Raw genomic sequence first — 24899 nt, forward strand, 5'->3', positions numbered from 1 at the left:
GCCCTCCGGCGCGTCCGGGGGGCAGGCCCAACCGGCAAGGAAGCGCAAGGTGATCACCTTCTTATTGAAACGGGTCTTGCAGGCGGTGTTCGTCGTTCTGGCGGTCAGCCTGATCGTGGCCTTCGCCATCCGCCTGACCGGCGACCCCGCGTTGATGATCGCGCAGGGCGCGACCAATATCACCGAGGCCGATCTGGTCCGCATCCGCGAGGGTCTGGGTCTGAACCAGCCCTTCCTTGTCCAGTATCTCAATTCGCTGAAGGGGCTGATGCTGTGGGACTTCGGCAACAGTTTCGTGGGCGGCACGCCGGTCAATCTGCTGATCGACAAGGCCCTGCCTGCAACGCTGATGCTGGCCTTTGCCTCGCTGCTGCTGTCCATCGTGATCTCGATCCCGCTGGGGATCAAGGCGGCGGTGTCGCGTGGCAAATGGTCCGATCAGCTGATCCGCATCCTGTCGCTGGTCGGGCTGTCCTTCCCCAACTTCTGGCTGGCGACGATGCTGGTGCTGATCTTCGGCATCACGCTGAAATGGCTGCCGCCTTCGGGGATGAGCGGCTTCGAGAGCTTCATCATGCCCGCCCTGACCATGGGCGTGATCCTGACCGCGACCAATGTGCGGCTGGTGCGCACGACCATGCTGGAGACGCTGAACCAGCAATATATCATGGTCGCCCGCGCCAAGGGCCTGTCGGAAAGCAAGGTGTTGTACAAACACGCGCTGCGTAACTGCGCCATCCCGCTGATCACCTATTTCGGCCTGCAATTCGGCGGGCTTCTGGGCGGCATCGTGGTGATCGAGCGGGTGTTCAACTGGCCCGGCATGGGCACATTGGCCTTTGATGCGGTCGCGGCGCGGGATTATCCGGTGTTGCAGGCGGTGATCATGATCCTGTCGCTGCTGATCGTCGCGGTGAACCTGGCCGTCGATATCGCCTATGGCCTTGTCGATCCCCGCATACGGAACGAATAAGCCATGAGTGCAACTGTTCAGAAATCCCCGCGCCGGAAGCTTGCCTCGCTGGAACTGGTGATGGGCGCGGTGCTGATGGTCACCATCATCGGGGCGGTGCTGCTGTCGGGCTGGCTGTTTGCCGATCCGGGCAAGATATCGCTGTCGGCGCGGCTGGTGCCGCCGTTCCAGAACCCCGAACATATCTTCGGCACCGATGCGCTGGGGCGCGACATTCTGGCCCGCGTCGCGAATGGCGGCTGGATCTCGTTGCAGGTGGGCTTCATCTCGGTTCTGGGCTCGGTCGTGCTGGGCGTGTTCATGGGGCTGATCGCGGGCTATTATCGTGGCATCTGGGATGTGATCGTGATGCGCTTTGCCGATGTGCAGCTGGCGCTGCCCTTCATCCTGCTGGCGATCACCTTCGTCGCGATCCTTGGCGGGTCGCTGACCAATACGATCATCCTGCTGATCGTCAGCCAGTGGGTGCAATATGCAAGGCTGGTGCGCGCTGCCGTGCTCAGCCTGCGGGAACGCGAATTCGTGCTGTCGGCCCGCGCCATCGGCGTGTCGGACCGCAATATCATCCTGCGTCACATCCTGCCCAATCTGCTGGGGCCGGTGGTGGTGCTGATGACGCTGAATGTCGCCAACAACATCCTGCTGGAAAGCTCGCTGACCTTTCTTGGCCTTGGCGTCGATCCGACGATCCCGTCATGGGGCGGGATGCTGGCCGAGGGGCGGACCTATCTGCAAACCGCATGGTGGATCTCCGTCGTGCCGGGGATGGCGATCCTGCTGACCGTCTTTGGTCTCAACCTGCTGGGCGACTGGCTGCGCGATATTCTGGACCCGACCGGAAGGACGAACCGTTGATCCTGTTCGAACAGGGCTTTGCCCCCACGCTTCAGACGCTGACCGGCACCCTGACGGCCGAGCGGGTCGAGACATGGACCTTTGACGACCGCCAGACCCGCCGCCGGGCCGAGGCCGAGTTCTTTGCCGAAAAGGGTATCCGGGCGATCTGCCGTTCGGCCTACAAGCCGCTGGTCTGCGCCTTCCGCGAGGAAATCCGCACCAGCGGGCTGATCCGCGCCCGCATCACCTGTCCGCGCCATCCCGATGCCGGGGCGCGGCGGTTCCTGTTGGAAACCTATCCTCTGGCCGCGCTTTATCCCGATGTCGCGTTCGAGTTCTCCGAGGGCGAGCCGACCGGTGATATGCCGCGGTATCACCTGCGGCTTGGCTATGCCGACGGGACCGAGACCGAGCAGAGCGTGCTGGCGCCCAATCGCAGCCATTCCGATCACGCCGGCAACCGGGTGCTGTCGCCCTGCGGCTGGCTGATCGCGGACGGAGAGGGCAGCGCGCTGGAAACCGATTACGAGGCGCTGTTCCACCAGACCGTCGAGGCGATCAAGACCGCGCCCTGGCAATCCGAGCCCTATTTCGCGGAACTGAACATCGCTGTCAGCTTTCCCGCGCAGGACGAGGATCTGGGTCACGGCGATGAGGTTCTGTCGCTGACCGAGGCGCTGCACGAGGATTTCTATTTCTCGCTGCTGGAGGTGTTCCAGATCCGCTCGGGCCGTCCGATGGGCGACCGGCGGTTGCAGCCGGGCCAGATCGTCCCCGAGATCCGCTATGGTCCGCCCGCCGTCCGGGTCGAGCTGCGGCCCCATGACGCCACATCATTCTCGACCCATATGCAGCCGCTGGAAACGGCGGGGCGGGCGCTGTCGCAGGTGCAGATCGCGGCGGAACTGGATCGGATACCGGGCGAACGGTTTCAGGCCATGTCGGTCGCGGGCCGTCCGGTCGTCGCGCTGCATCATCCGGGCAGCGACCGGGCGGTGATGATCTCGGCCGGGCAGCATGCCAATGAAACCTCGTCACCGGTGGGGGTTCTGCGTGCCGCGCACCGGCTGATGATGCGGCAAGGGGCGCATTTCACCCTGTCGCCGCTGGAAAACCCCGATGGCTATGCGCTGCATCAGCGGCTGATCGGGGACAATCCGCGCCATATGCACCATGCCGCCCGCTATACCGCGCTGGGTGACGATCTGGAATATCGCGAGGGTAAGCAGCTGTTCGAAAAGGCCATCCGGTTGCAGGCCGAGGCCCGCGTCGATGCGCTGCTGCACCTGAACTTTCACGGCTATCCGGCGCATGAATGGACCCGCCCGCTCAGCGGTTATGTCCCGCGCGGGTTCGAGGTCTGGACCCTGCCCAAGGGCTTCTTTCTGGTCATGCGGCACGCGCAGGGCTGGGACGATCCGGCCCGCAGGCTGATGGAGGGCGTCACGCGCCGCTTGCAGGACGTGCCCGGCCTGCGCGCCTTCAACGATGCCCAGATCGCGCTGTTCGAGCTTCACGCAGGGGAAACCGGGTTCGAGATCATGAACGGCTTTCCGGTGCTGATTTCCCATGATCCGCGCCACCGGGTGCCGATGACGCTGATAACCGAATATCCCGACGAAACGGTCTATGACGACGCCTTCCGCGCCGCGCACGAGGCGCAGATGGCCGCCGCGCTGGCCGCCTATGACGCGCTTCAGGAACTGCCCGAAGCGTCGTTTCCCAATGGTGCGATGGTCTGACGCCATGACGGAAATCGACCTGAACAGCGATCTTGGCGAAGGCTTCGGCCCGTGGCGGATGGGCGACGATGCCGCGATGCTGGCCGTGGTGACCAGCGGCAATATCGCCTGCGGATTTCATGCGGGCGACCCCTCGGGCATCCTGCGCACGTTGCAAGAGGCCGCCCACCGAAATGTCGCGGTTGGGGCGCATGTCGGTTACCCCGATCTGGTGGGCTTCGGTCGCCGCCGGATGGAACCGTCAAGCGACGAACTGACCGCCGATTGCCTCTATCAGATCGGGGCCTTGCAGGGGCTGGCGCGGGCTGCGGGAACCGTGGTGCGCTATGTGAAACCGCATGGCGCGCTTTACAATACGATGGCGCATGACATGCGGCAGGCCGATGCGGTCATTGCCGCGATCCGCGCCACGGATCCGGGGCTGGCCCTGCTGGCGCTGTCGGGCGCGCCGGTCGTGGCCCGCGCCCGCGATGCCGGTCTGCGGGTGATCTGCGAGGCATTTGCCGACCGCGCCTATAACCCCGATGGCACGCTGGTCGGGCGTGAACATCCCGGCGCGGTGCTGCATGACCCGGCGGACATCTCGGCCCGGATGGTGCGGCTGGTCCGCGACGGGGTCGTGACTGCGCTGGACGGCACGCCGGTCCGGCTGGAGGCGCAGTCGATCTGCGTTCACGGCGACAGCCCGGCGGCGGTCGCCATCGCCACAAGGCTGCGGGCCGATCTGCTGGCAGCGGGCATCCGCCCCGGTGCCTTTGCCGCATGACGGAAGGGTCGCGGAACATGCGTTTCCTGCCTGCGGGTCAGGACAGTCTGCTGGTCGAGTTGCCGGACCTGCCCGCTGCGCTGGCGCTGCTGGATGCGTTGCTGGCCGCCCGGCTGCCGGGTCTGCGCGATATCATCCCCGGCGCGCGCACCGTTCTGTTGCGTTTCGATCCGTTGCAGGTGACGGCTGCGGCATTGGCCGATCAGCTTTGCGTGCTGCGGGTCGGGCAGGCTCTGGCCCGCGCCGGTCAGGTTTTCGATATCCCGGTTCACTATGACGGCGAGGATCTGGCCGAGGTCGCGGCCCATCTGGGCTGGTCCGTCGCCGAACTGATCGGGCGGCATACGGATGCGCTTTATACCGTGGCCTTTACCGGGTTTGCGCCGGGCTTTGCCTATATGACCTGCGACGATCCCGACATCGTGGTGCCACGGCGCAAGTCGCCGCGCGTGCGTATCCCGGCGGGATCTGTGGCGCTGGCGGGCGAATTCGGCGGCATCTATCCCTCGGACAGTCCGGGTGGCTGGCAGTTGCTGGGCCGGACCCCGCTGCGGATGTGGGATCTGGCGCGGGAACGTCCGGCCCTGCTGGCGCCCGGAGATCGGGTGCGGTTCCGCGACATGGCCAAAGGCGCGACGGTTGCGGTCGATCCCGCGCCGCCCGCGCCGGTCACACCCGCAGGTGAACCCGCGCTGACCATCACCCGCGCCGACCGTCCGGGGCTGTTTCAGGATCACGGGCGGCCCGGTCTGGCCGGGCAGGGGCTGTCGCAATCGGGTGCGGCGGACCGCGCCAGCCTGCACGCGCTCAACCGCTGCCTTGGCAATCCGCGCGACATGGCCGCCGTCGAGATCGCCTTCGGCGGTTTCGCCTGCCGCGCCGATCAGCCGGTGACGGTGGCGGTCAGCGGCGCGCCTTGCCCGCTGAAGGTCAGCGGCCCGAAAGGTGACTGGCATCCGCCCATTGGCCGCGCCTTTGCGATGGATGCGGGCGACGAGTTGCAGCTGGGGCTGCCCGCGCGCGGTGTTTACAGCTATCTGGGGCTGCGCGGCGGGTTCGGGGTCGATCCGGTGCTTGGCTCGGCCTCTTGCGATACGCTGGCGCGGCTGGGGCCTTTGCCGCTGCAACCCGGCGATGCGCTGGTTGCGGCCCACCGTCACGCGCTGGCGGTCGATCCGCTGCCGCCCGCCGCCGCGCCCCTGCCTGCCGCAGGCGAAACCGTGACGCTGGATATTGTCCCCGGCCCGCGCGACGACTGGTTCACGCCGCAGGGCATCGACACCTTTCTGACTCAGCTTTGGCAGGTCACGCCCGAAAGCAGCCGCGTCGGCAAGCGGTTGCAGGGGGATCGCCGGATCGAACGCAGGGATGATGCCGAACTGGCCAGCGAGGCCACCGTGCCCGGCGCCATCCAGATCCCGCATAGCGGCCAGCCGGTGCTGTTTCTGGCCGATCATCCGCTGACCGGAGGCTATCCGGTGATCGCCGTGGTGGCCGCCCATCATCTGGATCTTGCCGCGCAGCTGCCCGCAGGCGCGCAGGTCCGCTTCACCCCCATTCCCGCCAGTTTCACAAGAGTTGAGCCATGAAAAAGCTGCTTGTCGCCAATCGCGGCGAAATCGCTCTGCGGATCATCCGCGCGGCACGGGATCATGGCGCGGCCTCGGTCGCGATCTATTCGGACGAGGATGCCGGGGCGCTGCATGCCGAACTGGCGGATGAGGCATGGGGGCTGGGGACGGGTCGGGCCCGCGAAACCTATCTGGATATCGACCGGATCATCGGCATTGCGCGGCGCGCGGGCGCGGATGCGGTGCATCCGGGCTATGGCTTTCTGTCCGAACGGCCCGAATTCGCGCAGGCGGTTCTGGATGCCGGGATGGTCTGGGTCGGCCCTCCGCCCGCCGTCATTGCCGCCCTGGGCGACAAGATCGAGGCCCGCCGCATCGCGCAGGCGGTCGGCGCGCCCCTGGTGCGCGGCAGCGACGGCCCGCTGACCAGCGGGGCCGAGGCGGTGGATTTCGCCCGGCAGGTGGGCCTGCCCATCGCGATCAAGGCGGCCTTCGGCGGCGGCGGGCGGGGCATGAGGATCGCGCGCGAGATGGACGAGGTGGCCGAACTGTTCGACGCCGCCACCCGAGAGGCCACCGAAGCCTTCGGTCGCGGCGAATGCTATGCCGAGCAATTCCTTGACCGCCCCCGCCATATCGAGGCGCAGGTTCTGGCCGATCGGCATGGTCATGTCGTCGTTCTGGGCACCCGTGACTGTTCGCTGCAACGCCGCAACCAGAAGCTGGTCGAGGAAGCCCCGGCCCCCTTCCTGACCCCCGATCAGCGCGACCGCATCCACAAGGCCGCCGCCGATATCTGCCGCCATGCGGGCTATGTCGGTGCCGGCACGGTCGAGTTCCTGATGTCGCAGGACGGCGTGATTTCCTTCCTCGAGGTCAATACGCGGTTGCAGGTCGAACATTGCGTGACCGAGGAAACCACCGGCATCGACATCGTGACATGGCAGTTGCGGATCGCCGATGGCGAGGCCCTGACGGTGACGCAAACCCCGCAACCGCTTGGCCATTCCATCGAATTCCGCATCAATGCCGAGGATCCGGGCCGTGGCTTTCTGCCGACGCCGGGCCTGATCCGCCGCTTTCGCGCGCCCGAAGGGCCGGGGGTCCGGCTGGACAGCGGGGTCGGGGCCGGCTCGACCGTATCGGCGCTTTATGATTCGCTGATGGCCAAGCTGGTGGTCACCGGCCCGGATCGCGATACCACCATCCGCCGCGCCCGCCGCGCCCTGTCGGAATTCGTGATCGAGGGTCCGGCCACGGTTCTGCCCTTCCACCGCGCCATCCTGCAGGAACCCGATTTTACCGCCGAGACCGGCTTTCGCGTCCATACCAACTGGATCGAGACCGAGTTTTCCGGCCTGCCGCCCGCAGATCGCGTCCCCCCCGCTGATCCGGCGCTGATCCGCAGCTTTGTCGAGATTGACGGCAGGCGGCACAGCCTTGCCCTGCCTGCCGGGCTGTTTGCGCAGATGCCCGGGGCCGATGACACCACGCCGCCGGTTGAGGCGGGCGATGATGGTGACATCCTTGCCCCGATGCCCTGCCTGCTGCAAAAATGGCTGGTGGCCGAGGGCGAAACCGTCGCGCCCGGTCAGGCCGTCGCGGTGATCGAGGCGATGAAGGCCGAAACCCCGATCACGGCCGGGCGGGCCGGGCAGTTGCACCGGATCGCCCCCAGCGGCGAAACCCTTGCGGCAGGCGCGCGGCTGGGGCTGATACGACCCGCCCCGGCATAGCGCGTCACGCGGATCCGCCATCCCGTTCGGCAAAGACCCAGTCGCGGAAGGCGTTGGCCTGGGCCTGCATGGAGTTGGCGGCCAGCGGTCCCCACAACAGGTAATAGCCGTATTCCTCCAGCACGCTGATGCGGGACAGGCGGATCAGGTGCCCGGCCTCCAGATCCTGCCGGATCATCGCCTCGGGGCACAGTGCCACCCCCTGACCGGACAATGCGGCGGCGCGCAGCAGGTTGAAATCCTCGAAAACCGGACCGGGGGGCGGGGCATCGCCCAGCCCGGCGCGGTCGAACCATTCCTGCCAGCCCGAGGGGTCGGTGTCATGCAGCAACCCCAGTGACGCCATCGCCTGCACGGGATCGGCATCGCCAAGACGCGCGGCCAGCGCCGGGCTGCATACCGGAACCGAGTCGCCGGGCAGAAAGGGCTCTGCCCCGATACCGGGCAGGGCGGGCATGCCTTTGGCGAAAACGAAGGCAAGGTGGACATCCTGAAAGTCGATGTCGTGGCCATGCATCGCATAGATGATGCGGATGTCGATTGCCGGATGGGCCTTGCGAAAACCCGCCAGCCGCGGAATCAGCCAGCAGACCGCGACCGAAGGGATCGCCGCAACGACCAGAGGTTGAGAAATCCTGCGGTTCTTTGCCCGCTGACAGGCGGCCCGGATTTCCCCAAAAGACAGCGAAAGCGTGCGGGCCAGATCTTCTGCATGGGGCGCGGGACGCGGGCGGTTGCCGTCGCGGAGGAACAGCGGCGCACCGAACCAGTCCTCCAGATGCCTGATCTGGTGGCTTATGGCGCTTTGGGTCACGCAAAGCTCGTCTGCGGCGGCGCTGAAGGAACCGTTGCGGATAACGGCCTCGAACGCGCGCAGGGCATTCAGCGGCAGAAGTGACGACATATCGGGCACATTATTTTTTCTCATGTTGCCGTGAAAAACCCTCTTTTGACAAGCCCCCAGCTTCGGCGGACTGTCAGGGCAGGGGCCCGGTGCGGGCATCATCACAGGATCAGGGCATGGAACGGGAACGGCTTCAGAACTATGTCGGCAACGGCGCGCAGGTGCAGCCCACCTTTTCGGCGGCAGAGATGCAGCGGCGTCTGGACGGTATCCGCAAGGCGATGGCGGATCAGGGCGTCGATGCGGCGCTGTTCACCAGCTATCACAACATCAACTATTACGCGGATTTCCTGTATTGCCAGTTCGGGCGGCGCTATGGGCTGCTGGTCGATCATCAGGTGATGACCTCGATCAGCGCCGGGATCGACGGCGGCCAGCCTTGGCGGCGCACCTTCGGCGGGCGCAACCTGACCTATACCGACTGGCAGAAGGACAATTATTTTCACGCCATCCGGCAGTTGACAGGCGGCGTGAAACGGCTGGGGATCGAGTTCGACCATGTGAATATCGACCTGTTGAACCAGCTGAAATCCGAATTCCCCCATATGGAATTCGTCGATATCGCCCAGCCCGCGATGCGGCTGCGCATGGTCAAATCGCCCGAAGAGATCGCCCATATCGAAAAGATGACCCGCACCGCCGATATCGGCGGCGCGGCGGTGGTCGAGGCGGTTCAGGTCGGCGTGCCGGAACACGAGGTCGCGCTGCATTCCACCGCCACCATGGTGCGAGAGATCGCCCGCATCTGGCCCCATGCGGAATTGCTGGACACATGGACGTGGTTCCAGTCCGGGCTGAACACCGACGGCGCGCATAACCCGGTCACCTCGCGGCGGATCGAGAGGGGCGATATCCTGTCGCTGAACTGCTTTCCGATGGTCGCGGGGTACTATGTCGCGCTGGAACGCACGCTGTTTGCCGAAACGGCCTCGGACCAGCATCTGCGGCTGTGGGCGTTCAACTGCAAGATCCATGATCGCGGCAAGGAATTGCTGGTGCCGGGCAACCGGTGCAGCGATATCGCCCGCGAGTTGAACGAGATGTATGCGGCCGAGAACCTGCTGCAATATCGCAGCTTCGGCTATGGTCACAGCTTTGGCGTGCTGTGCCATTACTATGGGCGCGAGGCCGGGCTGGAACTGCGCGAGGATTGCGACACCGTGCTGGAACCCGGCATGGTCATCAGCATGGAGCCGATGATCACCATCCCCGATCACCTGCCCGGCGCGGGCGGCTATCGCGAACATGACGTGCTTGTCATCACCGAAGACGGCAACCGCAACATCACCGGCTTTCCCTATGGCCCCGAACATCTGATCGTGGGGCCGAAGGTCAGGGCCGCCAGCTAGGATCAGGGGGGGCGGCGCGATCAAAGCGGCGCCCCTGTTGCTTCAACGGCCCCGAACGAAGGGCTGCCCGCCGCCAATGATGCGGCCAATGAAACATCCAACACGGGAAACACGACATGAAGAAATATCTCAGTCTCACCACCGCGCTGACGCTGGTGGCCACCGCCAGCGGGGCGGAAAGCATCACCATCATCTCCTGGGGTGGCACCTATGCCCACAGCCAGGTCGAGGCCTATCACAAGCCCTTCACCGCCCAGACCGGCATCAATATCGTCTCGGTGGACAGCGACAATCCGGCGACGCCGATCAAGGCGCAGGTCGAGGCGGGCAATGTCACCGCCGATGTGGTCGATGTCGAATATGCCGATGCGGTCCGCCTGTGCGACGAGGGCATGCTGGAGGAAATCGACCCCTCGGTGCTGCCCCCCGCCCCGGACGGCACCCCCGCAACCGATGATTTCCTGCCGCAGGGGCTTAGCGAATGTGCCGTCGGCTCGATCGTGTTTTCGACGATCTATGCCTATGATTCGACGAAGTTCCCCGACGAGGTGCCGCAGACCATCGCGGATTTCTTCGATACCGAGAAATTCCCCGGCAAGCGCGGCGTGAAAAAGGCGCCCAAGGCGTTGCTGGAAATGGCGCTGATGGCCGATGGCGTGCCGGCGGATCAGGTCTATGATCTGCTGTCCACCGATGAGGGGATCGACCGCGCCTTTGCCAAGCTGGACACGATCAAGCGCGATATCGTCTGGTGGGAAACCGGCGCCCAGCCGCCGCAGTTGCTGGCCGATGGAGAGGTGGTGATGACCGCCGCCTATAACGGCCGGATCTTCAACGCCGCCGTGACCGAGGACAAGCCGTTCGAGATCGTCTGGGACGGGCAGGTCTATGAATACAACCTGTTCGCCATCCCAAAGGGCGCCCCGAATCCCGAAGGAGCGATGGAGTTCATCAAGTTCGCGACCGACACCCAGCGGCTGGCGGATCAGGCGCAATGGATCAGCTATGGCCCGGCGCGGCAATCCTCGGCCGGTCTGGTCGGCCTCTATCACGATGGCAAGACCGAGATGGCCCCGCATATGCCGACCAGCCCCGAGAACATGACCAACGCGCTTGGGTCGTCTTATGATTTCTGGGTGGATCACGAAAGCGAACTGATCGAACGCTTCAGTTCCTGGCTGACCGCCAGCTGACGACGCCGGGCATCGAGGGACCGCGCCTCAGGTGCGGTTCTGCAGGTGCATGAAGGCTGCCACGGCTGCGATCAGTTGTTCGCGGGTGCGGTCCTCGGCCCCGGCGCGGCCAAGACCCTGCTGGGCGGCCATTGCTGCGCGCATGAAATTGCGGAACTGAGTGCGGATATGGTTCAACGCCGCCCCGCGCTCGCCCGCGGTGCTGAGGATGGCGGGACGCACGCGATTGATGGTCCGCATCAGCTCGGCGGTGGAAATGCGTCTGCGCGCGCGGTTCTGCGCGGCATTGGGCCCGGCGCTGTCGCTGCGCCGTCCGGCGTCGTAATCCATCGTCCGCCCGGTGCCCTGACCGACGGCGAAATTCAGGTCGCCCGTGCCGGCAAGGCGTTCGGGCAGGCTGCTGGCGCCCGCACGGGTCGCGGCCATTCCTTCGGGGCTGAAGGCCGTGGCCCCGATCAGTCCGCTGGCAAGGTTCTGCGTCGCGAACTGACCCGGGCCGCGCGCCGCCTCCATCAGCCGGATCTCGGCCGAGCGCACACCCGCCCATGCCGGATCCGTCTTGCCCCGGCGCTGACCGAGATAGGTTCCCACTCCCAGCGGACCACCCCGACCGGGCCGGTTCATCCGGTTCTGGATCGCGGAATAAGAGCCGCCATGCCTGACCTCGCCCGGCCGCACCGCCCAGGGGGCGGCGGGGTTGTCGGTAAAGCGCGACTGCACCGGAAAGCTGCGGGCGGGTTCGCTGCCGACCGCGGCCATGGTCCGGTTCACATTGACCGACGTGTATCGATGCTGCATCGGCGTTTCGGCAATCCCGCGATAAAGCTGGACCCGATCCGCATCGGCAAGGCTGGAATTGACCGATCCGGTCCTGCGCGCCGTGCCCAGTTCGCCCTCGATGTTCCGGCGCAATTCCGGGTTGGCGGCATAGCGTTGCTGGAAGAACCGATCTTCCGCCTCGCGCAGGATGGGTTCCAGCATGCCGCCCAGTTGCTGGGCGTCGATCTCTTCGATGCGGGCGGTCAGTTCGGTCGAAGGGTTGATCGACAGCCGGATGCTGCGCCCGGTCAGCGCCAGCGTCGTCAGCCGCCAGCGCAACCGCCAATAGGTCATCTGCAACGACAGCCTTGTGCGTGACGCGCCGTTGCGCAACAGCCGCCGCACCGCCGGGTCGATCGCCGCTTTGGCGCGGTTCAGCCGCTCCAGATTGCGGCGCTCGCGTTCCCGTCTGCGGCGGGCGTCGGGGGTCTCGCGCCGGCGATCGCGATTGCGGTCCCGCTGCTGGTTGCGCCTTGCGCGGCGGCGGTCGGACGCGCGCTGGCGGCGGCGCGCATCCGCCGCGGCGCCGCGTCGGCGATTGCCCGATCCCGGCGCGTCGCGCCCGTCGTCACGTCTGGCGCGGCGGCGCTGCCCGGCCTGTCGCCGCGCCCGTCGCCTTGCCATATATTGGCGGAAACGCTGCTGGATGCGGGCGATGATGCGGCCGAAGGGGCGGGCGATGGCGCCCAGCAGGCGGCGGATCAGCGCGTCGATGCCAAGGAAGGTCAGCACCATGTCCACCGCCGCGACGATGCCATGCGCCAGCGCGCGCGCAAAGGCCGCCGCGCCATTGCCCGGCGCCGCGACCTGCATGACGAATTCCAGAAACGCCCGGGCGGCGGAAAACAGCGATTGCACCAGCGACCATGCCGCGCGGATGGCGTCGATCACCGCCATGATCGCGCCCGCGCCCGGAATCAGCTTCAGCGCCAGCTGAACCGCCAGCCATGTCATTGCCGCCGCCGCCATGGCGGGCATCAGGGCGGGCAGGTTCTCGGTGATCAGGCCGATCATGCTGGAGGCCAGCGCGGTCAGCATCTCGACCCAGTTGGGCGGCAGGTTCATCAGCAGTTGCAGGCCCGGCACCTTGTTGAAGAACCATTGCTTGAAGGCCTCTTTCAGCGAATCCCACAGGTGGTTCTTTACGCCCTCCTGCGCCTGCGATCCGGCGGCGGACAGAAAGCGCCCGACCCCCATCCGCGTCACCCGCGCCAGCAGGGCCATGAATTCGCCCAAGGCATCCGCGATTGCCTTGATCGCGGCGGCGATGCGATCGACCAGCCCGGCATTCTCGGCCTGGATCTCGGCCAGTTTCGCGTCCATCTCGCGGATTGCCCGTTCGCGTTCGCGGTCCAGCGCGGCCAGTGCGCTGCGCTGCGTGGCCTCGATGCGGCTTTCCATCGCCTGAAACTGCGTCCGGGCGCGGGTCAGCGCCGCCTGTGCCTCGGCATCAAGGTTGCCCTTGTTCGTCTCGGCCAGCTGGTCGATGGCGGTCTTTGCTTCGGACAGGATCGTCTTGCATTCGTCGATGGTGCGCTGGATGCTGGTCCGGATCCCGGCCAGCAGGGCGTCGATATCGGCGATATACTGGCTGCGGTGACGGTCATAAAGCGCCTTGACCTCGGGCAGGCTGTTGATCGACAGCACCCAGTCCCGCGCCCGGTTGTAAAGCCCCCGCGCCCCCGAATAGCGCCGCGACTTGAACGCTTCCAGATCGGCGCGCACGCCCGAGGCAAAGCTCTCCAGCCGCTGGCCCTGACGGTCGCGAAAGCCCTGCACTGCATCGCTTTCCAGCGTGCCCAGCCTGGCGTTCACCTGCCCTTCGGCGGTGGTATAGGTGGCGTTGATCTGTTCGGCCAGCGTGCGGGCGCCGGTCTCTTCGCCCAAGCGGGCGCCGGTCTGTTCGCCGCTGACCGCCTCCTGCGCGGCATCGCGCCCGGCCTCCATGTCGGCGGTGCTGTCGGCTTCGGTCGCGGCCAGCCCCGCCGCGGCCTCTTGCGTGGCGGCGGATTCGGTCGCGCGGGCGTTGGATGCGGCGCTGTCCACGTTTTCGTTCAATTCGTCCTTGTCGTCGCCGATGGCGCGCAGGGGGCCTTCCTCGGCCTTGGCCAGCGTGGCGTCGTCCACGTCATGTTCGGCCAGCGCCGCATCGGCGGATTCGCGGAATTCGCTGGCGTCCAGCGATTCCTCGGGCACCGGCGCGGGGGCCGCCCCGGTCAGGCCGGGGGCGGGGGTCGATGGCGCCGCGACGGGTTCGGTTTGCGGCACGGCAGGGGGCGGCGCGGCACCCTGCGGCGGGTTCTGCACCCCCGCCATCGAGGATTGCACCGGGGCGGCCTGCTGGCTGGCCTCGGCGCCGACCTGCTGGCTGATCCGCTGACGGGTGCCCGCGCCACCGGGACCGGCGAAATTGTCCAGCTCTTCGATGGTTGAAGGCGCGGCGGATGCCAGCGCCGCCCCCGCCCGCTGCTGTGCCGCCGCCGCATCGGGGGCGGGAATATCGGCCCCGGACAGGGCGGCCGCCTGCTGACCCTGCCCATCGGCCTCGGCGGCGTTCGGGGCGGGTTCCGCCGCTGCCCGCGCCGCCTCGATCCGCGTATCCGCGCCTTCGTTCACCTGCAAGGCTTCGGCGCGGCGGGCCAGGCGCTGTCGGGCCTCGTCAGCCGCAGCCTCGCCCCGGTCGCCAAGGTCCTGACCGAAACGCTTTGCCGCGCCGCCACCCCTGCCGCCGCGTTGCGCCCGCGCACCGCCCTTGCCCGGCGCGGATCTGGCCTTCGGCTTTTCCGTCTCTGGCTTCGGCGCGTCCCTGGCCATCTTCTTGGGCGTGCCCTGCGTGGCGGCGGCTTCGCCCGCCCCGGCAGACGCACCGGCGATGGTAACCGAAGGGGCAGGTTTCGCCTCGGCCCCGGTGCCGCCGCGCGCCGTCTGGGCCTCGTCGGGGGCCTTGGTGGCGGGGGCAGCGGCGCCGGGCTTGGTCAGGCCCGAGATACGCCCGCCCGCCGCCGACACCTGCGAGGTCATCACCGGCGTCAGCACCGGCACCGATCCCGGCGCGACGGCACCCGGACGGGCCGGGGCCTGCGTCATCGCCCGCGAGGCAAAGGGCGCCGCCCCGGCCAGCGCGCGGCGCATGATCCGGCCCCGCAGCGATTGACCCGCCGCGCCGAGCTGCGCCCGCCCCCCGGCCAGCACGGTTGCGGCGGCGGTGTCGGCGGCGCTTTCGGCAGCCTCTCCGGGATTCGAGATCAGCGATTTCGCCTGCACCGCGCCGCCGCCGCCCGAACGGCGCTGCTGCACGACATGGGCCAGCTCATGCGCGATCAGGCTGTCGCCCGCCTTCGATCCCGGCTGATAGCGGCCCGGCGCAAAGGCGATATCGCGCCCCGAGGTCAGCGCCTCGGCCCGCATCCGCCCCGTCGCCTGCGCCGCCGCGCCACCGGTATGGATGCGCACATCGGTGAATGAAGCGCCAAAGCCCGTCTCCATCCGCGTGCGCAGATCCGCGGGCAGGGCCGCGCCGCCGACAAGGCTGCGTTGCAGCGCGTTCAGCGGCTGTGGGGTGCTGTCATGGGCAGGCGGTGCGGGTGCAGGCGCAGGGGCCGGGCTGCGCGAGGCTGTGACGGAAGGGGTTGAAACGGGGCCGGTTCTGGTCTTCATCCCGCGCCCTCCGCCTGATGCGATGCGCGGATGGGCGGAAGTGGACCAAACCTGCGAATGATCCACTTCCAGGGACTTGAACCCTTCGGCAATTGCCGACCAGTCATCGACGACTCGAACGCGGCTTCCCGGATCGAGGTCCCCTTCAGCCTAGCATTTCCGCGGTCCTTTTCCAAAGCATATCTCCGCTCAGGGCAGGGTCGTGGGGCGGCTGGGCAGGCCCGGACCCGAATAGGCATTGTCGGCGAAAGCGCCGATGAAGATGTCGGGGCGGCCCCAGCTTGGTTCGTCATTTCCAAGGCTGACCCAGCGGATCCCGACCGAGGTGCCGTGGCAGAAATTCCCCCGGACCTCGACCAGCGGGCCGAACCAGCCCCACAGGCGGATGCCGTCGCAATCCAGTCCGATCGGCCCTTCGCCATCCGCCAGCGGCATATAGGCGGGGTCGATGATCTGGTTGCCGTTGATCCGCGCCGACAGGGTGCTGCCGATCCAGATGCCGCCGCGCTGGCGGGCCTGCCACGGCAGGCGCAGCCCGATGCGGTTGTCCTGCACCTCGACCGCATGCAGGAACACGAAATTCGACTGCTGGCGCGTGGATCCGGCGACGCGGATCCCCTGGGTAAAGCCCGAAATCCGGTTGCCCCGGATGCGCGCGCCTTGCCCCGGCTGTGTCAGCAGCGCGGCGACCGGGCGCGGCAGCGCCTTGCTCCGTACCGGCCCACGAGAGGCGGCGACCGTGATCCCGGTGCGGCCATGTGTCACCGCATTGGTGGCGATCAGCCCGTCGCGCAGGGGCTGGAACGACGGTCCCATGCCGGTCGGGATGGTCACGGGCGAAGCGAGGCCGAACACCGCGCGGGCAAGGTTCTGGCGGAAGTCGCGCAGGTAATTGTCCATGATCTCGGGCGGGAAGGTGCCGCCGCCGGGGGGTTGGTTTGCTCTGGCGATCCGCTCCCACAATTGCGCGTCAAGCGAGACATGCGTGGTGAAGCTCAGCGTATCGCGGCCCCAGATGCCGTTCGCCATGACGATACCGTGGCGCGCGACGATGGGCGGGCCGTGCGGCGAGGCGAAGGAAAAGACCGGGCTGCCGACGAAATCGAAGCCGCCATCGCCTCGGTGCAGGGTGATGCGGTCGATCAGCACCTCGCCGGTGGCGCGCAGGGTCTCGGCCCCAAGGGCCAGATCGGCGTCGAAGGCAAAGACCTCGGGCCGGGTGGCGATCACGTTGTCGCAGATCTCGGCATGGCCGGGATCGGCGGCGGTGACGCCGCTGTCGAATTGCCCAAGGCTCAGCGTGCAGCGCCGCATGGCGAATGTGCGGGTCGGGCGGCCCGGTGCCGAGACCTGCCGGATGGCCGAGGGGCCGGGTCCGTCAAGGCCGGCCGCCGTCACGCGGATCTGGTCCAGCCGTACCTCGGCGCAATCGACGAAATCGATCACCGCGCCATCGCCCGCCGCCATCGCCTCGACCGCGAAATCGCGCAGATCGACCGAGCGGCAGCGTTCAAAGCGGATGATCCGGCGCAGGTTGCCGCGCAGGATCGTGCCCGGCCCGATGCCGCCGACGATCAGGTCGCCCTTGTCGGCCACCACGATGGTTTCGGTCAGATCGCGCACGCCCGCGTTCAGGCAGATGCGGGCATTGCCATCCGCCGGGATCGTGTCGATCACCGTCTGGACCGGGGCGCCGGGCGGCACCGCGATTTCGCCGCAACCGTCCGACAGGCGCAGGAACAGCTCGTCCAGCGCCTCTTGCACGGTATCGGCCCCGGTGCCGACGCGGGTGCCGTCATAGGCGGTGAAATCGGCCTCTTGCTGGCACAGCTTGCGACTGCGGCTGTCCAGCCATGCGCGCAGGATCATCGGCGTGGCGGCCGCGTCGCGTTCCAGCAGGGCCAGCGGCGCGAACAGGCGTTCGGGGCCGTGGGCGGTGGTGACGGCGGGGCCGTTGGCCTGCGGGGCCAGCACGCGGGCCTCGGCCTGCCACCAGTCGCCCGGCTCGAACGCGCCGTCGATTTCGGCGATCAGCCCGTCCTCCAGCGGCAGGGTGGCCGCGCCGGTGCCGGGGCGTTCCAGAATGCCCGACCACAGCCGCAGTTTCAGCCCCTCATCCCCCAAGGGCGCGGGGTCGAAGGGCGGCGCGGGGGTTTCCGTCAGCGCATCCAGCAGCCGGAATTCGCGCAGCGATCCGGCGACGACATCGCCGCCGTCCAGCCGGAACAGCATCCCCTGCATCCGTTGCGGACGGCGAAACCCAAGGGCATTGACCGCGCCGGGTGCGGCATCGCCACGTTCGATCGCGTCCGAGGTCAGCTCGACCAGATCACCCGCCCGCAGCGGGTCGTTCACGCCGATGCGGATATGGGTGACGGCCGCGCCCGGCGGCTGGTCGGGCATCAGTGTGCAGGGCCACAGCCCCGCCGCATTGTCGCGCGACCATTTGAACCGGGTCAGCGCACCCGCCCCGGTCGTGACCTCATGCACCGCCAGCCGATACAGCCGGTTTTCCGTGCCGCTGTAGCCGCCCGGCACCGGCAGATCGCAGGGATCGGCGGCGGCAGTGCCCGCGCTGGTCCCGAAACTGACGCGGCCCGTCGGCAGGCTCACGCGGGCGAAGGCCCCGGCGATGGCGGCGGGCTCGGCCAGGCCGGTGACAGGGGCCAGCTTGACCTGCGCCACCAGTTCCGAGCGGCTGGTCGTCTCGCGCCCCGGCCCCAGCGCCTGTTCGCGCAAGCCGGGATCCTCGACGGCGGTGACGACACGTTCGGACAGTTCCAGATAGGCCGCAAGCCGCGATCCGACCGCCCCGCCCGAGGCCGCGCGCAACTGATCCGCCGCCGGGCCGGTCAGGTCGGGCCAGACGGCATCGGATGCGGTGGCCAGTAGCCCGCCGATCTGAAAGCCGCCCGCGCACCAATGCAGCACGGCGGCGGCATCTGCGGGGGCCTCGGTCTCGATCAGGGCCAGCCAGCAGGGCTGCGGGCCGGCGGCGAACACGGTCTGCGCGCCGTTCAGCGTGACCGGGAATGGCGCGTAATCGCCGCCCGCCGGGATGTTGACGGGGGTGCCTGCGACGCTGACCGTCACCGCCTGATCGGCGCGCATCCAGACCCGGCAGGGGGTCGGCGCGTCCAGCGGATCGCGCAGCGGGATGGTCACCGTGCCCGCGCCGCCATTGATCTGCAAGCCCGGCAGCCGCTGCAGATACCGGCGCGAGAAATCCCGCACCGCGCTGGCCCCGCCTGCCACCTGCGGCATCTGCCCCAGCACCGGGTCGAACATCGCCAGCAGCCGCCCCGGCGTCACGAAGAATCCCAGATCAGTCGCGCCGCTGTCGCAGGCCACATGGGCCAGCCCCTGCCGGTCGATCCGGTCGCTGGCATCCATCAGCGCATGCAGGTCGCTGTCGAGGATCGGCGCGCCCTGTCGCGGCAGCACCCGCCTGTAATCCCGTCCCCGCTTGGCGTCAGGCCGGTGTCCGCGCGAAAAGTCCCCTTCCATGGCCTGTCCTCCCTGTCATCCGCCGCGCAAGGGCGGCACGATTCCTGTGCGGCCGGGCATCATGCCCGGGCCACGATTCCCGTCCTCAGCCCCGCAGGCGTGTGTTCGGCCAGACGCCGCCCCAGCCCCGCGTAAAGTTCCCCCAGCCTTGCCGCATTGAAGGCGCCGATCTCTCCGCCATCCGAGGCGCCGGTCAGTACCCGCCCGTCGCCCTGCGCATCCAGCCGCAGAAAGGCCGGGTCGCGGCGTTCGCGGCTGACAAAGGGCGGGCGGATGGGCTGGCCGGTTGCGGGGTCGGTTTCCAGCACCCGATGGCGGCGCGGGGTCTGGCTGCCCGCACCGACCAGCGAATAGCGCAGGCAGCCCCGAAAGCGTTCCTGCGCCAGCAGCAGCCCCGCGACGATGGTGTCGGACAGTTCGGCCTGCCCGATTTCGACCCGGCCCAGCAGGGTGGCGCGTTCGGTGGCCAGTCGCGCCAGCGGTGCCAGCAGCGCAGACTGGCTGTCCTCGGCGGCGGTGATGATGGAATCGGTCAGTTCGACCTCTCCCGGCTCGTCGATCTCCAGCGGGCCAAGCAGGCAGCGCCGGATCGCGGCGCGTTCGACCCCTGCGGCCTCGAACAGGTGCAGATGCAGGGTGATGTCGGCGCGCAGCACGCTGACGAACCCCAGCAGGATCTGCTGTGCCGGGGGCAGGTCCAGCGTGGTCCCGGCGGCGCCCGCGCGCGTCAGGGCGATGCCGCCAAGCGTCAGCGCGTCATAGCTGGCCGCGCCGGGGGTCGAGCTGGCGATCTGGATCACCGGACGCTCGAACGGGGCGGCGCGCAGTTCCAGCCGGGTGGGGGCGGCGGGCCAGATCAGCGTCTCGGCGGGATAGAAGCCGGAATCGACGATCTCGATGACCTCTTCGGGCGCGGTGGCCGCCGCCAGTGCCTCGGCGACACTGCGATGCAGCGGCAGGTCCAAAAGCGCGGGCGAGGCGGCACCACCCAGATGCCCCTGAGCCGAGACCAGCCGCGTCGGCGCCGGGCGCAGGCCCAGCCAGCGGCGGTGATCGACGGGCAGCGCGCCGAGGGGCATGGTCGCGCCCTCTTGCAGGTCCACGGTGACCGGATCCGGCGCGGCAATCCCGGCAGAGGGCGGATGCGGCACCATCCCGTCGCCGGTATTCATCGCGAACAGCCCGAAACGCGGGTCGATATCCAGCCGTCCGGGCCGCGTCGGTTCCAGCACATCGGGGCCGGATTCGTTCTGCCACGCGCACAGCCGCCGCCAGCCCGCCTCTCGCCGTCGCATGGTCAGCGGGCCGGGCAGGGGGGCGGCATCGCCCAGCCCGCGCCGCATCGGCGTCGTCGTCCCCGCCAGCCAGGTCGAGCCATCCGCGCCCACCTGCACCGCCACGCTGTGCCGCGCCAGCGCCGGGCCGCGCGGCCAGAAGGCGCTGCCATCGGGCGCGGTCTCGGCAGTTTCCGAGGCGATGAGTTCGGGCAGATGGATCAGCACCGCGCTGCCGTTGAAACCGGTGAATGCGACCTCGGCCGGAGTCAGGATCGCGCTGTTGACGCTGGATTCAAAGCGCAGCGACAGCGCCAGATCGGACGGCCCGGCGGCCATGATCGCGCCCAGCTGGCCGAACCGCGCGGGCAGAGCGGGGGCGGCCAGCGGCACGCCGTCGGCACCGATGGCGGACCATTCGGCGCTGCGCGGGTCGGGGCCGGTCCAGTCCAGCCGCAGCATCGGCGCGAAATGGCGCTGACCGGCGAAGAAGGACAGCGCAAGGACCAGTGCGCAGCGGGTGGCGGGGGTTGCGGGCAGCAGACCGCTGGCCCGCAGCACATTGCCGCCATGCAGGACGGCGGGCGCGGCACCGGGCGCGGCCAGTGCCGGGGCAAAGGGGGCGCGTTCGGCGCTGCCTGCGGCCTCGGGCCAGACCGGACCCGCCGGGTTCGAGGCCAGCGCGCGGGCCGGCAACGCGCCCGCCACCAGCGGCAGGGGCTCATGCAGCGAGCCGTCGGCGCCGATCCAGTAAAGCCGCTCTCCGGTGATGCGCTGTTCGGGGATGCGCAGATACAGCCCGCCGCGCAGATAACCCGCCCGCGCCAGATCGGGCGGGGTCGCGGCGCGAGCGGCGGCGGCGGTGCTGCCCGCCACCTCGATCACCGTTGTCCCGATCATGCGGCTGGCGGCGGGGGCCTGCGGGCGCAGGCGCAGCAGCATGACGTGATCCCCGGCCACATCGCCCGCGCCGGGCGCGGTGCCGGTCACGCCCGCCGGGCCGATGGTGATCTGGCCGCGCATCTCGGCCAGCGCCAGATCGGGCAGGTTGCCGGTCAGAGGGGCGGCGATCAGCCCGATCTCGACCGGGCCGGAACAGCGCCTTGTGTCGGTCTCGATCAGGGTCAGGGTGGCGGGACTGCGGCCAAGGGCATTGTCGGCGGGCGCGCGGCTGGCGCTGCGCTGCACGGGTGTTGCGGGCCGGGATGCGGCGGCGGGAACGCCGGTCAGACGGACGGCAAAGCGCCCCTCGGCCCCGAACCATGCGCCGGGATTCTCGGCGAACAGCCCATCGGGCAGGCGGTCGGTGCCGGGGCGGTCCTCCAGCCCCGCCGCGCGTACCCGCAGCGCCCGCCACGCATTGTCCGCATCAAAGGCAAAGCGCCGGTCATCCGCGCCCGGCGGCAATTCGTGACAGGCCGCGTGGCGCAGGGGGTGAAGCTGCGTCGGAAAGGCCCAGTGGATCAGGTGGCGGGGATGGACATGGCCGGAATCGGGGCCGATGGGCCGCGGATCGAACAGCCGCATCAGCCCGGCCAGCGGGCCAGAGGCGCGGTCGGCGGTCGAGGCCGGGCGCAGATCGGCCATGACCCGTTCGGGCCGGATCAGGTTCAGGTCCTGCGTCAGGATCAGCGCCTTCCAGCCCTCGGCCAGCGCCACCTGCCGGTCGGACAGGATCCGCGCCATCTCCTCCAGCATCAGCGGCGTGCCCTTGCGCCGCCGCCAGCCCATCGCCGCGCCAAGGTTGCGCCGGTTGGCCTCGGCATCGCGAAAGACCAGATCCAGCCCGATCGAGGCGGCCAGCGCGGGCAGCATCTCTTCTCCGGCGCTTTCGATGAACAGATCGGCGTAAAGTTCCTCGACCGACTGGCGGGTGGCGGCAAGGGGGGCGGCCAGCGCCTCGATCATGGCCAGAAGCTCGGCCGGTTCGGGCGGCATGGCCTGCGCGGCGGCGCGGTCGCGGCGCTTGTAATATTCGGGCACCAGCGCATAAAGCAGATCGCGCGTGCGGTTCAGGTGGTCGCGGTCATAGGGATAGCTCATGGCGCGGCCCCCAGTTCGGTGCGGTCCAGCGCGCCCGGCTCGACCATCTGGATATCCAGCGCCGAGGGTTCAAGCCGCAGCCATTGCCGGGTGCTGGCATGGATGATGTCGGCGACCTCGGGGCCGCCCGGCTGGGCCAGCCGAAAGCGCAGGGCCAGCACGCCGCTGATGCCGGGGCGTTCCAGCAGCCGCGCATACAGACCCGACAGCGATTGCGGCGCGGACAGTTCGCGGCCCGCGAAGGTGAACAGGCCCGGCGCGTCGGATCCGCCCAGCAGCACCGTTTCGGCGTCCAGCCGCACGGCCTCGGCCAGCCATGCCCGGTCACGCTCTATCCGCAGGGTCAGGGTGATATCGACGGGTTGCGGGGCGGTGACGATCAGCGCCAGCCCGGTATCGCGGCGCGCATCCAGAAAGGCGGTGAAGGCGGCCAGATCAGCGGGGCCGCCGCCTTCGGCATCGGCGGCGACCAGCTCGATCCCCGCGCCGTCGCGCCAGCGGGCCGAGGCGCGGCTGATCCCGGGATAGAGCAGCGCCAGATCGGCGTGATCCTCGACCGAGACCGCGCGGTCAAAGACCCGGACCGGGCGCGTGGCCTGTCGCGCAATGTCATCGGCGCCTGCGGGATCGGCGCCGCCCGCGATGGGCAGCGGGTTCGTCACGCCCTCGATCAGCGGCGATGCCTTGCGGATGCGGCTGAGCCTGCCGGCGCCGGTATTGCCCGCCAGCCCCAGCCCCATGCGATAGGCGGCGGTGACATTGCGCCGGCCCGAGGGCGGGATGGCGCCGCGCCCTTCGCCGCCGAAACGGATGCGGACCTCGCCCGCCGCGTCGGTCTGCGCGACATGGGTCCGGGCATCGGGGCTGGCCTCGTGGAAATCCGGGGCCAGATCCCACAACACGCCATCGACGCGGATCTGCAACGCCATGCGGGGGCCAAGCGCGCCGGGCAGGCGGGTGACGGGGGCGTGTTTCAGCGCGAATTCCTGATGCGGCGTGACCCCGTCGGAACTGCCGAGGATGTCCTCTTTCGCCTCGCCGTGGCTGACGCGGATGACATTGCCCAGCACCTCGACATCGCCCATCGGCCAGTCCGGGGGGAAACCGCCCGGCACCTCCAGCCGCAGGGTCCAGAGGCTGCCTGTGTTTGGGGGCTTGATCGCGGCGAATGTGGCCTCGCGCGCCTCGCCGGTCGAGACGCGGCGCAGAATCGCGGGACGGCCGGGGCGCATGGCGGACAGATCGGCCGCGACCTCGAATTCCGGCTGAAGCGGCGCAAGGTTCGGGATCATCGGCAGGGGGTGCAGTATCTCGGACCAGCCGGTCAGAATATGGGCGTCCAGCGGGAATTGTGTCCAGACCCGCGGCGGCATCGCGGGCGACAGCATTGCCAGTTCCAGCATGGCCACACGCCGCGACAGCGCCGTTGTCGTGACGGTCCGCTGGGTCGTGACGGATACCGTGCCCGCGCCCGGTGCCGTCGAGGTCAGGATTCTGGGTTGTTCGGTCACCTCGCGGCGCAGGAAGGTCACGACGGTCTCGCCCAATGCGGCAAGGCCATAGACATCGGCCCGGTCGAGGAACAGCACCACCACCCTGTCGCCCGGCGCGGGCGGGTCCTTCAGCGTTTCCGACAGCAGCAGCGCATTCCCCGTTGCGGTGGGCTCGGTATAACCGAAGCCGGTGGTGCCCGTCTGATCGTGGGACGAGACAGGCGGGGGATGACCCGGTGTCGCCAGTCTGTTGGCGGGCCACAGCGTCGCCGGCGCGTTCCAGCCGAACAGCCGCAGGTGATGACGCGGACGGGCAAGGATGCGATAGCCGGTCTGCCAATCCGCCGCCGTGCCCGCACCCGCAAAGGCATGCCCGCCAATATGCTGCAATGCGATCTGCGGCGGCTGGCTGGCCTCCATCGCATCGGCGACACGAAAGACGCCGGTGCCGCGCGCGCCTTCAAGAATGACGATCTCATCGCGGGACAACCCGTGGCGCTTGCTCAGCCGCAGCGTCAAGGCACCTTCGACCGTCTGGACGGGATCGAAGATTTCGGCCAGCGCCGGGCGGATGGCGTTCCATTGCGCATCGACGCGGGCCTTGGCCAGCGTCTCGAAGGTCTGCGCTTTGGCCTCTCCCAGCGGCGAGGTCTGCAAGGCGAAACCCTGCGGCAACTCGCCCGACAGCCCGGGCTTGACGGTGAAGGCCGCCAGTCCGGTCGCCGCCGCGCCGGGGGCGGGGCTGTGCGCCAGCTTGCGGGCGTGCCGGGTCAGGTTCCCCGCCAGCCGGGCCGAGCCGAGGCTGGCCTCCCGCGCATAAAGGCTTTGATGTTCGCCAAGGATATGGGCGATCAGCGCGGGCAGTTCGATCAGCGTGCGGGCAAGGCCGCGCCCCTTGGCCGGGATCTCGATTCCGTGGTGGTCGTGGGCGACGGTTTCGGCCAGCGCGACCAAAGCGTTGAAATCCGGCCCGAAATAGCGGTCGCTGCCACGGGGCGAGGGGCTGGGGCGATGGATCGGCGGACGGGACATGGT

General features: G+C 68.7%; 13 protein-coding genes. 8 read left to right on the forward strand and 5 right to left on the reverse strand.

All coding sequences use genetic code 11. The features are described 5' to 3' along the window. Positions 1-49 precede the first annotated feature (49 nt). From JHW40_RS06430 to JHW40_RS06455, 6 genes are read left to right on the forward strand one after another with little or no spacing between them, the layout of a single operon-like run. Positions 50-973, forward strand: coding sequence for an ABC transporter permease (locus JHW40_RS06430; RefSeq protein WP_090610644.1), 924 nt, complete (start codon positions 50-52; stop codon positions 971-973). 3 nt (positions 974-976) lie between these two features. Next, positions 977-1828: an ABC transporter permease gene (locus JHW40_RS06435; RefSeq protein WP_090610645.1), complete on the forward strand. Its 852-nt coding sequence runs from the start codon at positions 977-979 to the stop codon at positions 1826-1828. Next, complete coding sequence (locus JHW40_RS06440) at positions 1825-3552, forward strand: M14 family zinc carboxypeptidase (RefSeq protein ID WP_090610646.1); 1728 nt, start codon at positions 1825-1827, stop codon at positions 3550-3552. The genes JHW40_RS06435 and JHW40_RS06440 overlap by 4 nt, the downstream gene beginning before the upstream one ends. Positions 3553-3556: 4 nt before the next feature. Then, a complete protein-coding gene (locus JHW40_RS06445; protein ID WP_090610768.1) occupies positions 3557-4318 on the forward strand; it encodes a LamB/YcsF family protein in 762 nt (253 codons plus the stop codon). 17 nt (positions 4319-4335) lie between these two features. Further along, entirely contained in the window at positions 4336-5907 is a 1572-nt protein-coding gene (locus JHW40_RS06450) for a 5-oxoprolinase subunit B/C family protein (protein ID WP_090610647.1), read from the forward strand. Next, a complete protein-coding gene (locus JHW40_RS06455; RefSeq protein ID WP_090610648.1) occupies positions 5904-7625 on the forward strand; it encodes an acetyl/propionyl/methylcrotonyl-CoA carboxylase subunit alpha in 1722 nt (573 codons plus the stop codon). The genes JHW40_RS06450 and JHW40_RS06455 overlap by 4 nt, the downstream gene beginning before the upstream one ends. Before the next feature lie 4 nt (positions 7626-7629). On the opposite strand, the gene JHW40_RS06460 is transcribed toward JHW40_RS06455, so the two are convergent. Continuing rightward, the gene (locus tag JHW40_RS06460) at positions 7630-8529 is read right to left on the reverse strand and encodes a LysR substrate-binding domain-containing protein (protein ID WP_090610769.1); all 900 of its coding nucleotides are present in this window, start codon (positions 8527-8529) and stop codon (positions 7630-7632) included. 116 nt (positions 8530-8645) lie between these two features. On the opposite strand from JHW40_RS06460, the gene JHW40_RS06465 reads away from it, so the two are divergent. Next, positions 8646-9878 carry an aminopeptidase P family protein gene (locus JHW40_RS06465; protein WP_090610649.1) on the forward strand — a complete coding sequence of 411 codons (1233 nt, stop codon included), beginning with the start codon at positions 8646-8648 and terminating at the stop codon, positions 9876-9878. A 116-nt stretch (positions 9879-9994) separates the two neighbouring features. Beyond that, positions 9995-11071: an ABC transporter substrate-binding protein gene (locus JHW40_RS06470; protein ID WP_090610650.1), complete on the forward strand. Its 1077-nt coding sequence runs from the start codon at positions 9995-9997 to the stop codon at positions 11069-11071. Between the two features lie 27 nt (positions 11072-11098). On the opposite strand, the gene JHW40_RS06475 is transcribed toward JHW40_RS06470, so the two are convergent. The 4 genes from JHW40_RS06475 to JHW40_RS06490 form a co-directional block, all read right to left on the reverse strand. Next, positions 11099-15547 carry an eCIS core domain-containing protein gene (locus JHW40_RS06475; protein ID WP_090610651.1) on the reverse strand — a complete coding sequence of 1483 codons (4449 nt, stop codon included), beginning with the start codon at positions 15545-15547 and terminating at the stop codon, positions 11099-11101. A 189-nt stretch (positions 15548-15736) separates the two neighbouring features. Beyond that, entirely contained in the window at positions 15737-19054 is a 3318-nt protein-coding gene (locus JHW40_RS06480; RefSeq protein WP_090610652.1) for a hypothetical protein, read from the reverse strand. A 59-nt stretch (positions 19055-19113) separates the two neighbouring features. Then, on the reverse strand, positions 19114-22371 hold the full coding sequence (locus JHW40_RS06485) for a phage tail protein (protein WP_090610653.1): 3258 nt from the start codon (positions 22369-22371) through the stop codon (positions 19114-19116). Then, the gene (locus JHW40_RS06490) at positions 22368-24896 is read right to left on the reverse strand and encodes a baseplate J/gp47 family protein (protein WP_090610654.1); all 2529 of its coding nucleotides are present in this window, start codon (positions 24894-24896) and stop codon (positions 22368-22370) included. Before JHW40_RS06490 ends, JHW40_RS06485 begins: the two co-directional genes overlap by 4 nt. Positions 24897-24899: the final 3 nt, after the last annotated feature.

It is taken from the genome of Paracoccus alcaliphilus (assembly GCF_028553725.1).
GTDB lineage: Bacteria > Pseudomonadota > Alphaproteobacteria > Rhodobacterales > Rhodobacteraceae > Paracoccus > Paracoccus alcaliphilus.

Excerpts from the sequence above, each read along its gene's own strand:
- JHW40_RS06435 (WP_090610645.1), top strand. The coding sequence starts at position 977 with ATGAGTGCAACTGTTCAGAAATCCCCGCGCCGGAAGCTTGCCTCGCTG.
- JHW40_RS06445 (WP_090610768.1), top strand. The coding sequence starts at position 3,557 with ATGACGGAAATCGACCTGAACAGCGATCTTGGCGAAGGCTTCGGCCCG.
- JHW40_RS06450 (WP_090610647.1), top strand. The coding sequence starts at position 4,336 with ATGCGTTTCCTGCCTGCGGGTCAGGACAGTCTGCTGGTCGAGTTGCCG.
- JHW40_RS06455 (WP_090610648.1), top strand. The coding sequence starts at position 5,904 with ATGAAAAAGCTGCTTGTCGCCAATCGCGGCGAAATCGCTCTGCGGATC.
- JHW40_RS06460 (WP_090610769.1), bottom strand. The coding sequence starts at position 8,529 with ATGTCGTCACTTCTGCCGCTGAATGCCCTGCGCGCGTTCGAGGCCGTT.
- JHW40_RS06465 (WP_090610649.1), top strand. The coding sequence starts at position 8,646 with ATGGAACGGGAACGGCTTCAGAACTATGTCGGCAACGGCGCGCAGGTG.
- JHW40_RS06470 (WP_090610650.1), top strand. The coding sequence starts at position 9,995 with ATGAAGAAATATCTCAGTCTCACCACCGCGCTGACGCTGGTGGCCACC.
- JHW40_RS06475 (WP_090610651.1), bottom strand. The coding sequence starts at position 15,547 with ATGAAGACCAGAACCGGCCCCGTTTCAACCCCTTCCGTCACAGCCTCG.
- JHW40_RS06480 (WP_090610652.1), bottom strand. The coding sequence starts at position 19,054 with ATGGAAGGGGACTTTTCGCGCGGACACCGGCCTGACGCCAAGCGGGGA.
- JHW40_RS06485 (WP_090610653.1), bottom strand. The coding sequence starts at position 22,371 with ATGAGCTATCCCTATGACCGCGACCACCTGAACCGCACGCGCGATCTG.
- JHW40_RS06490 (WP_090610654.1), bottom strand. The coding sequence starts at position 24,896 with ATGTCCCGTCCGCCGATCCATCGCCCCAGCCCCTCGCCCCGTGGCAGC.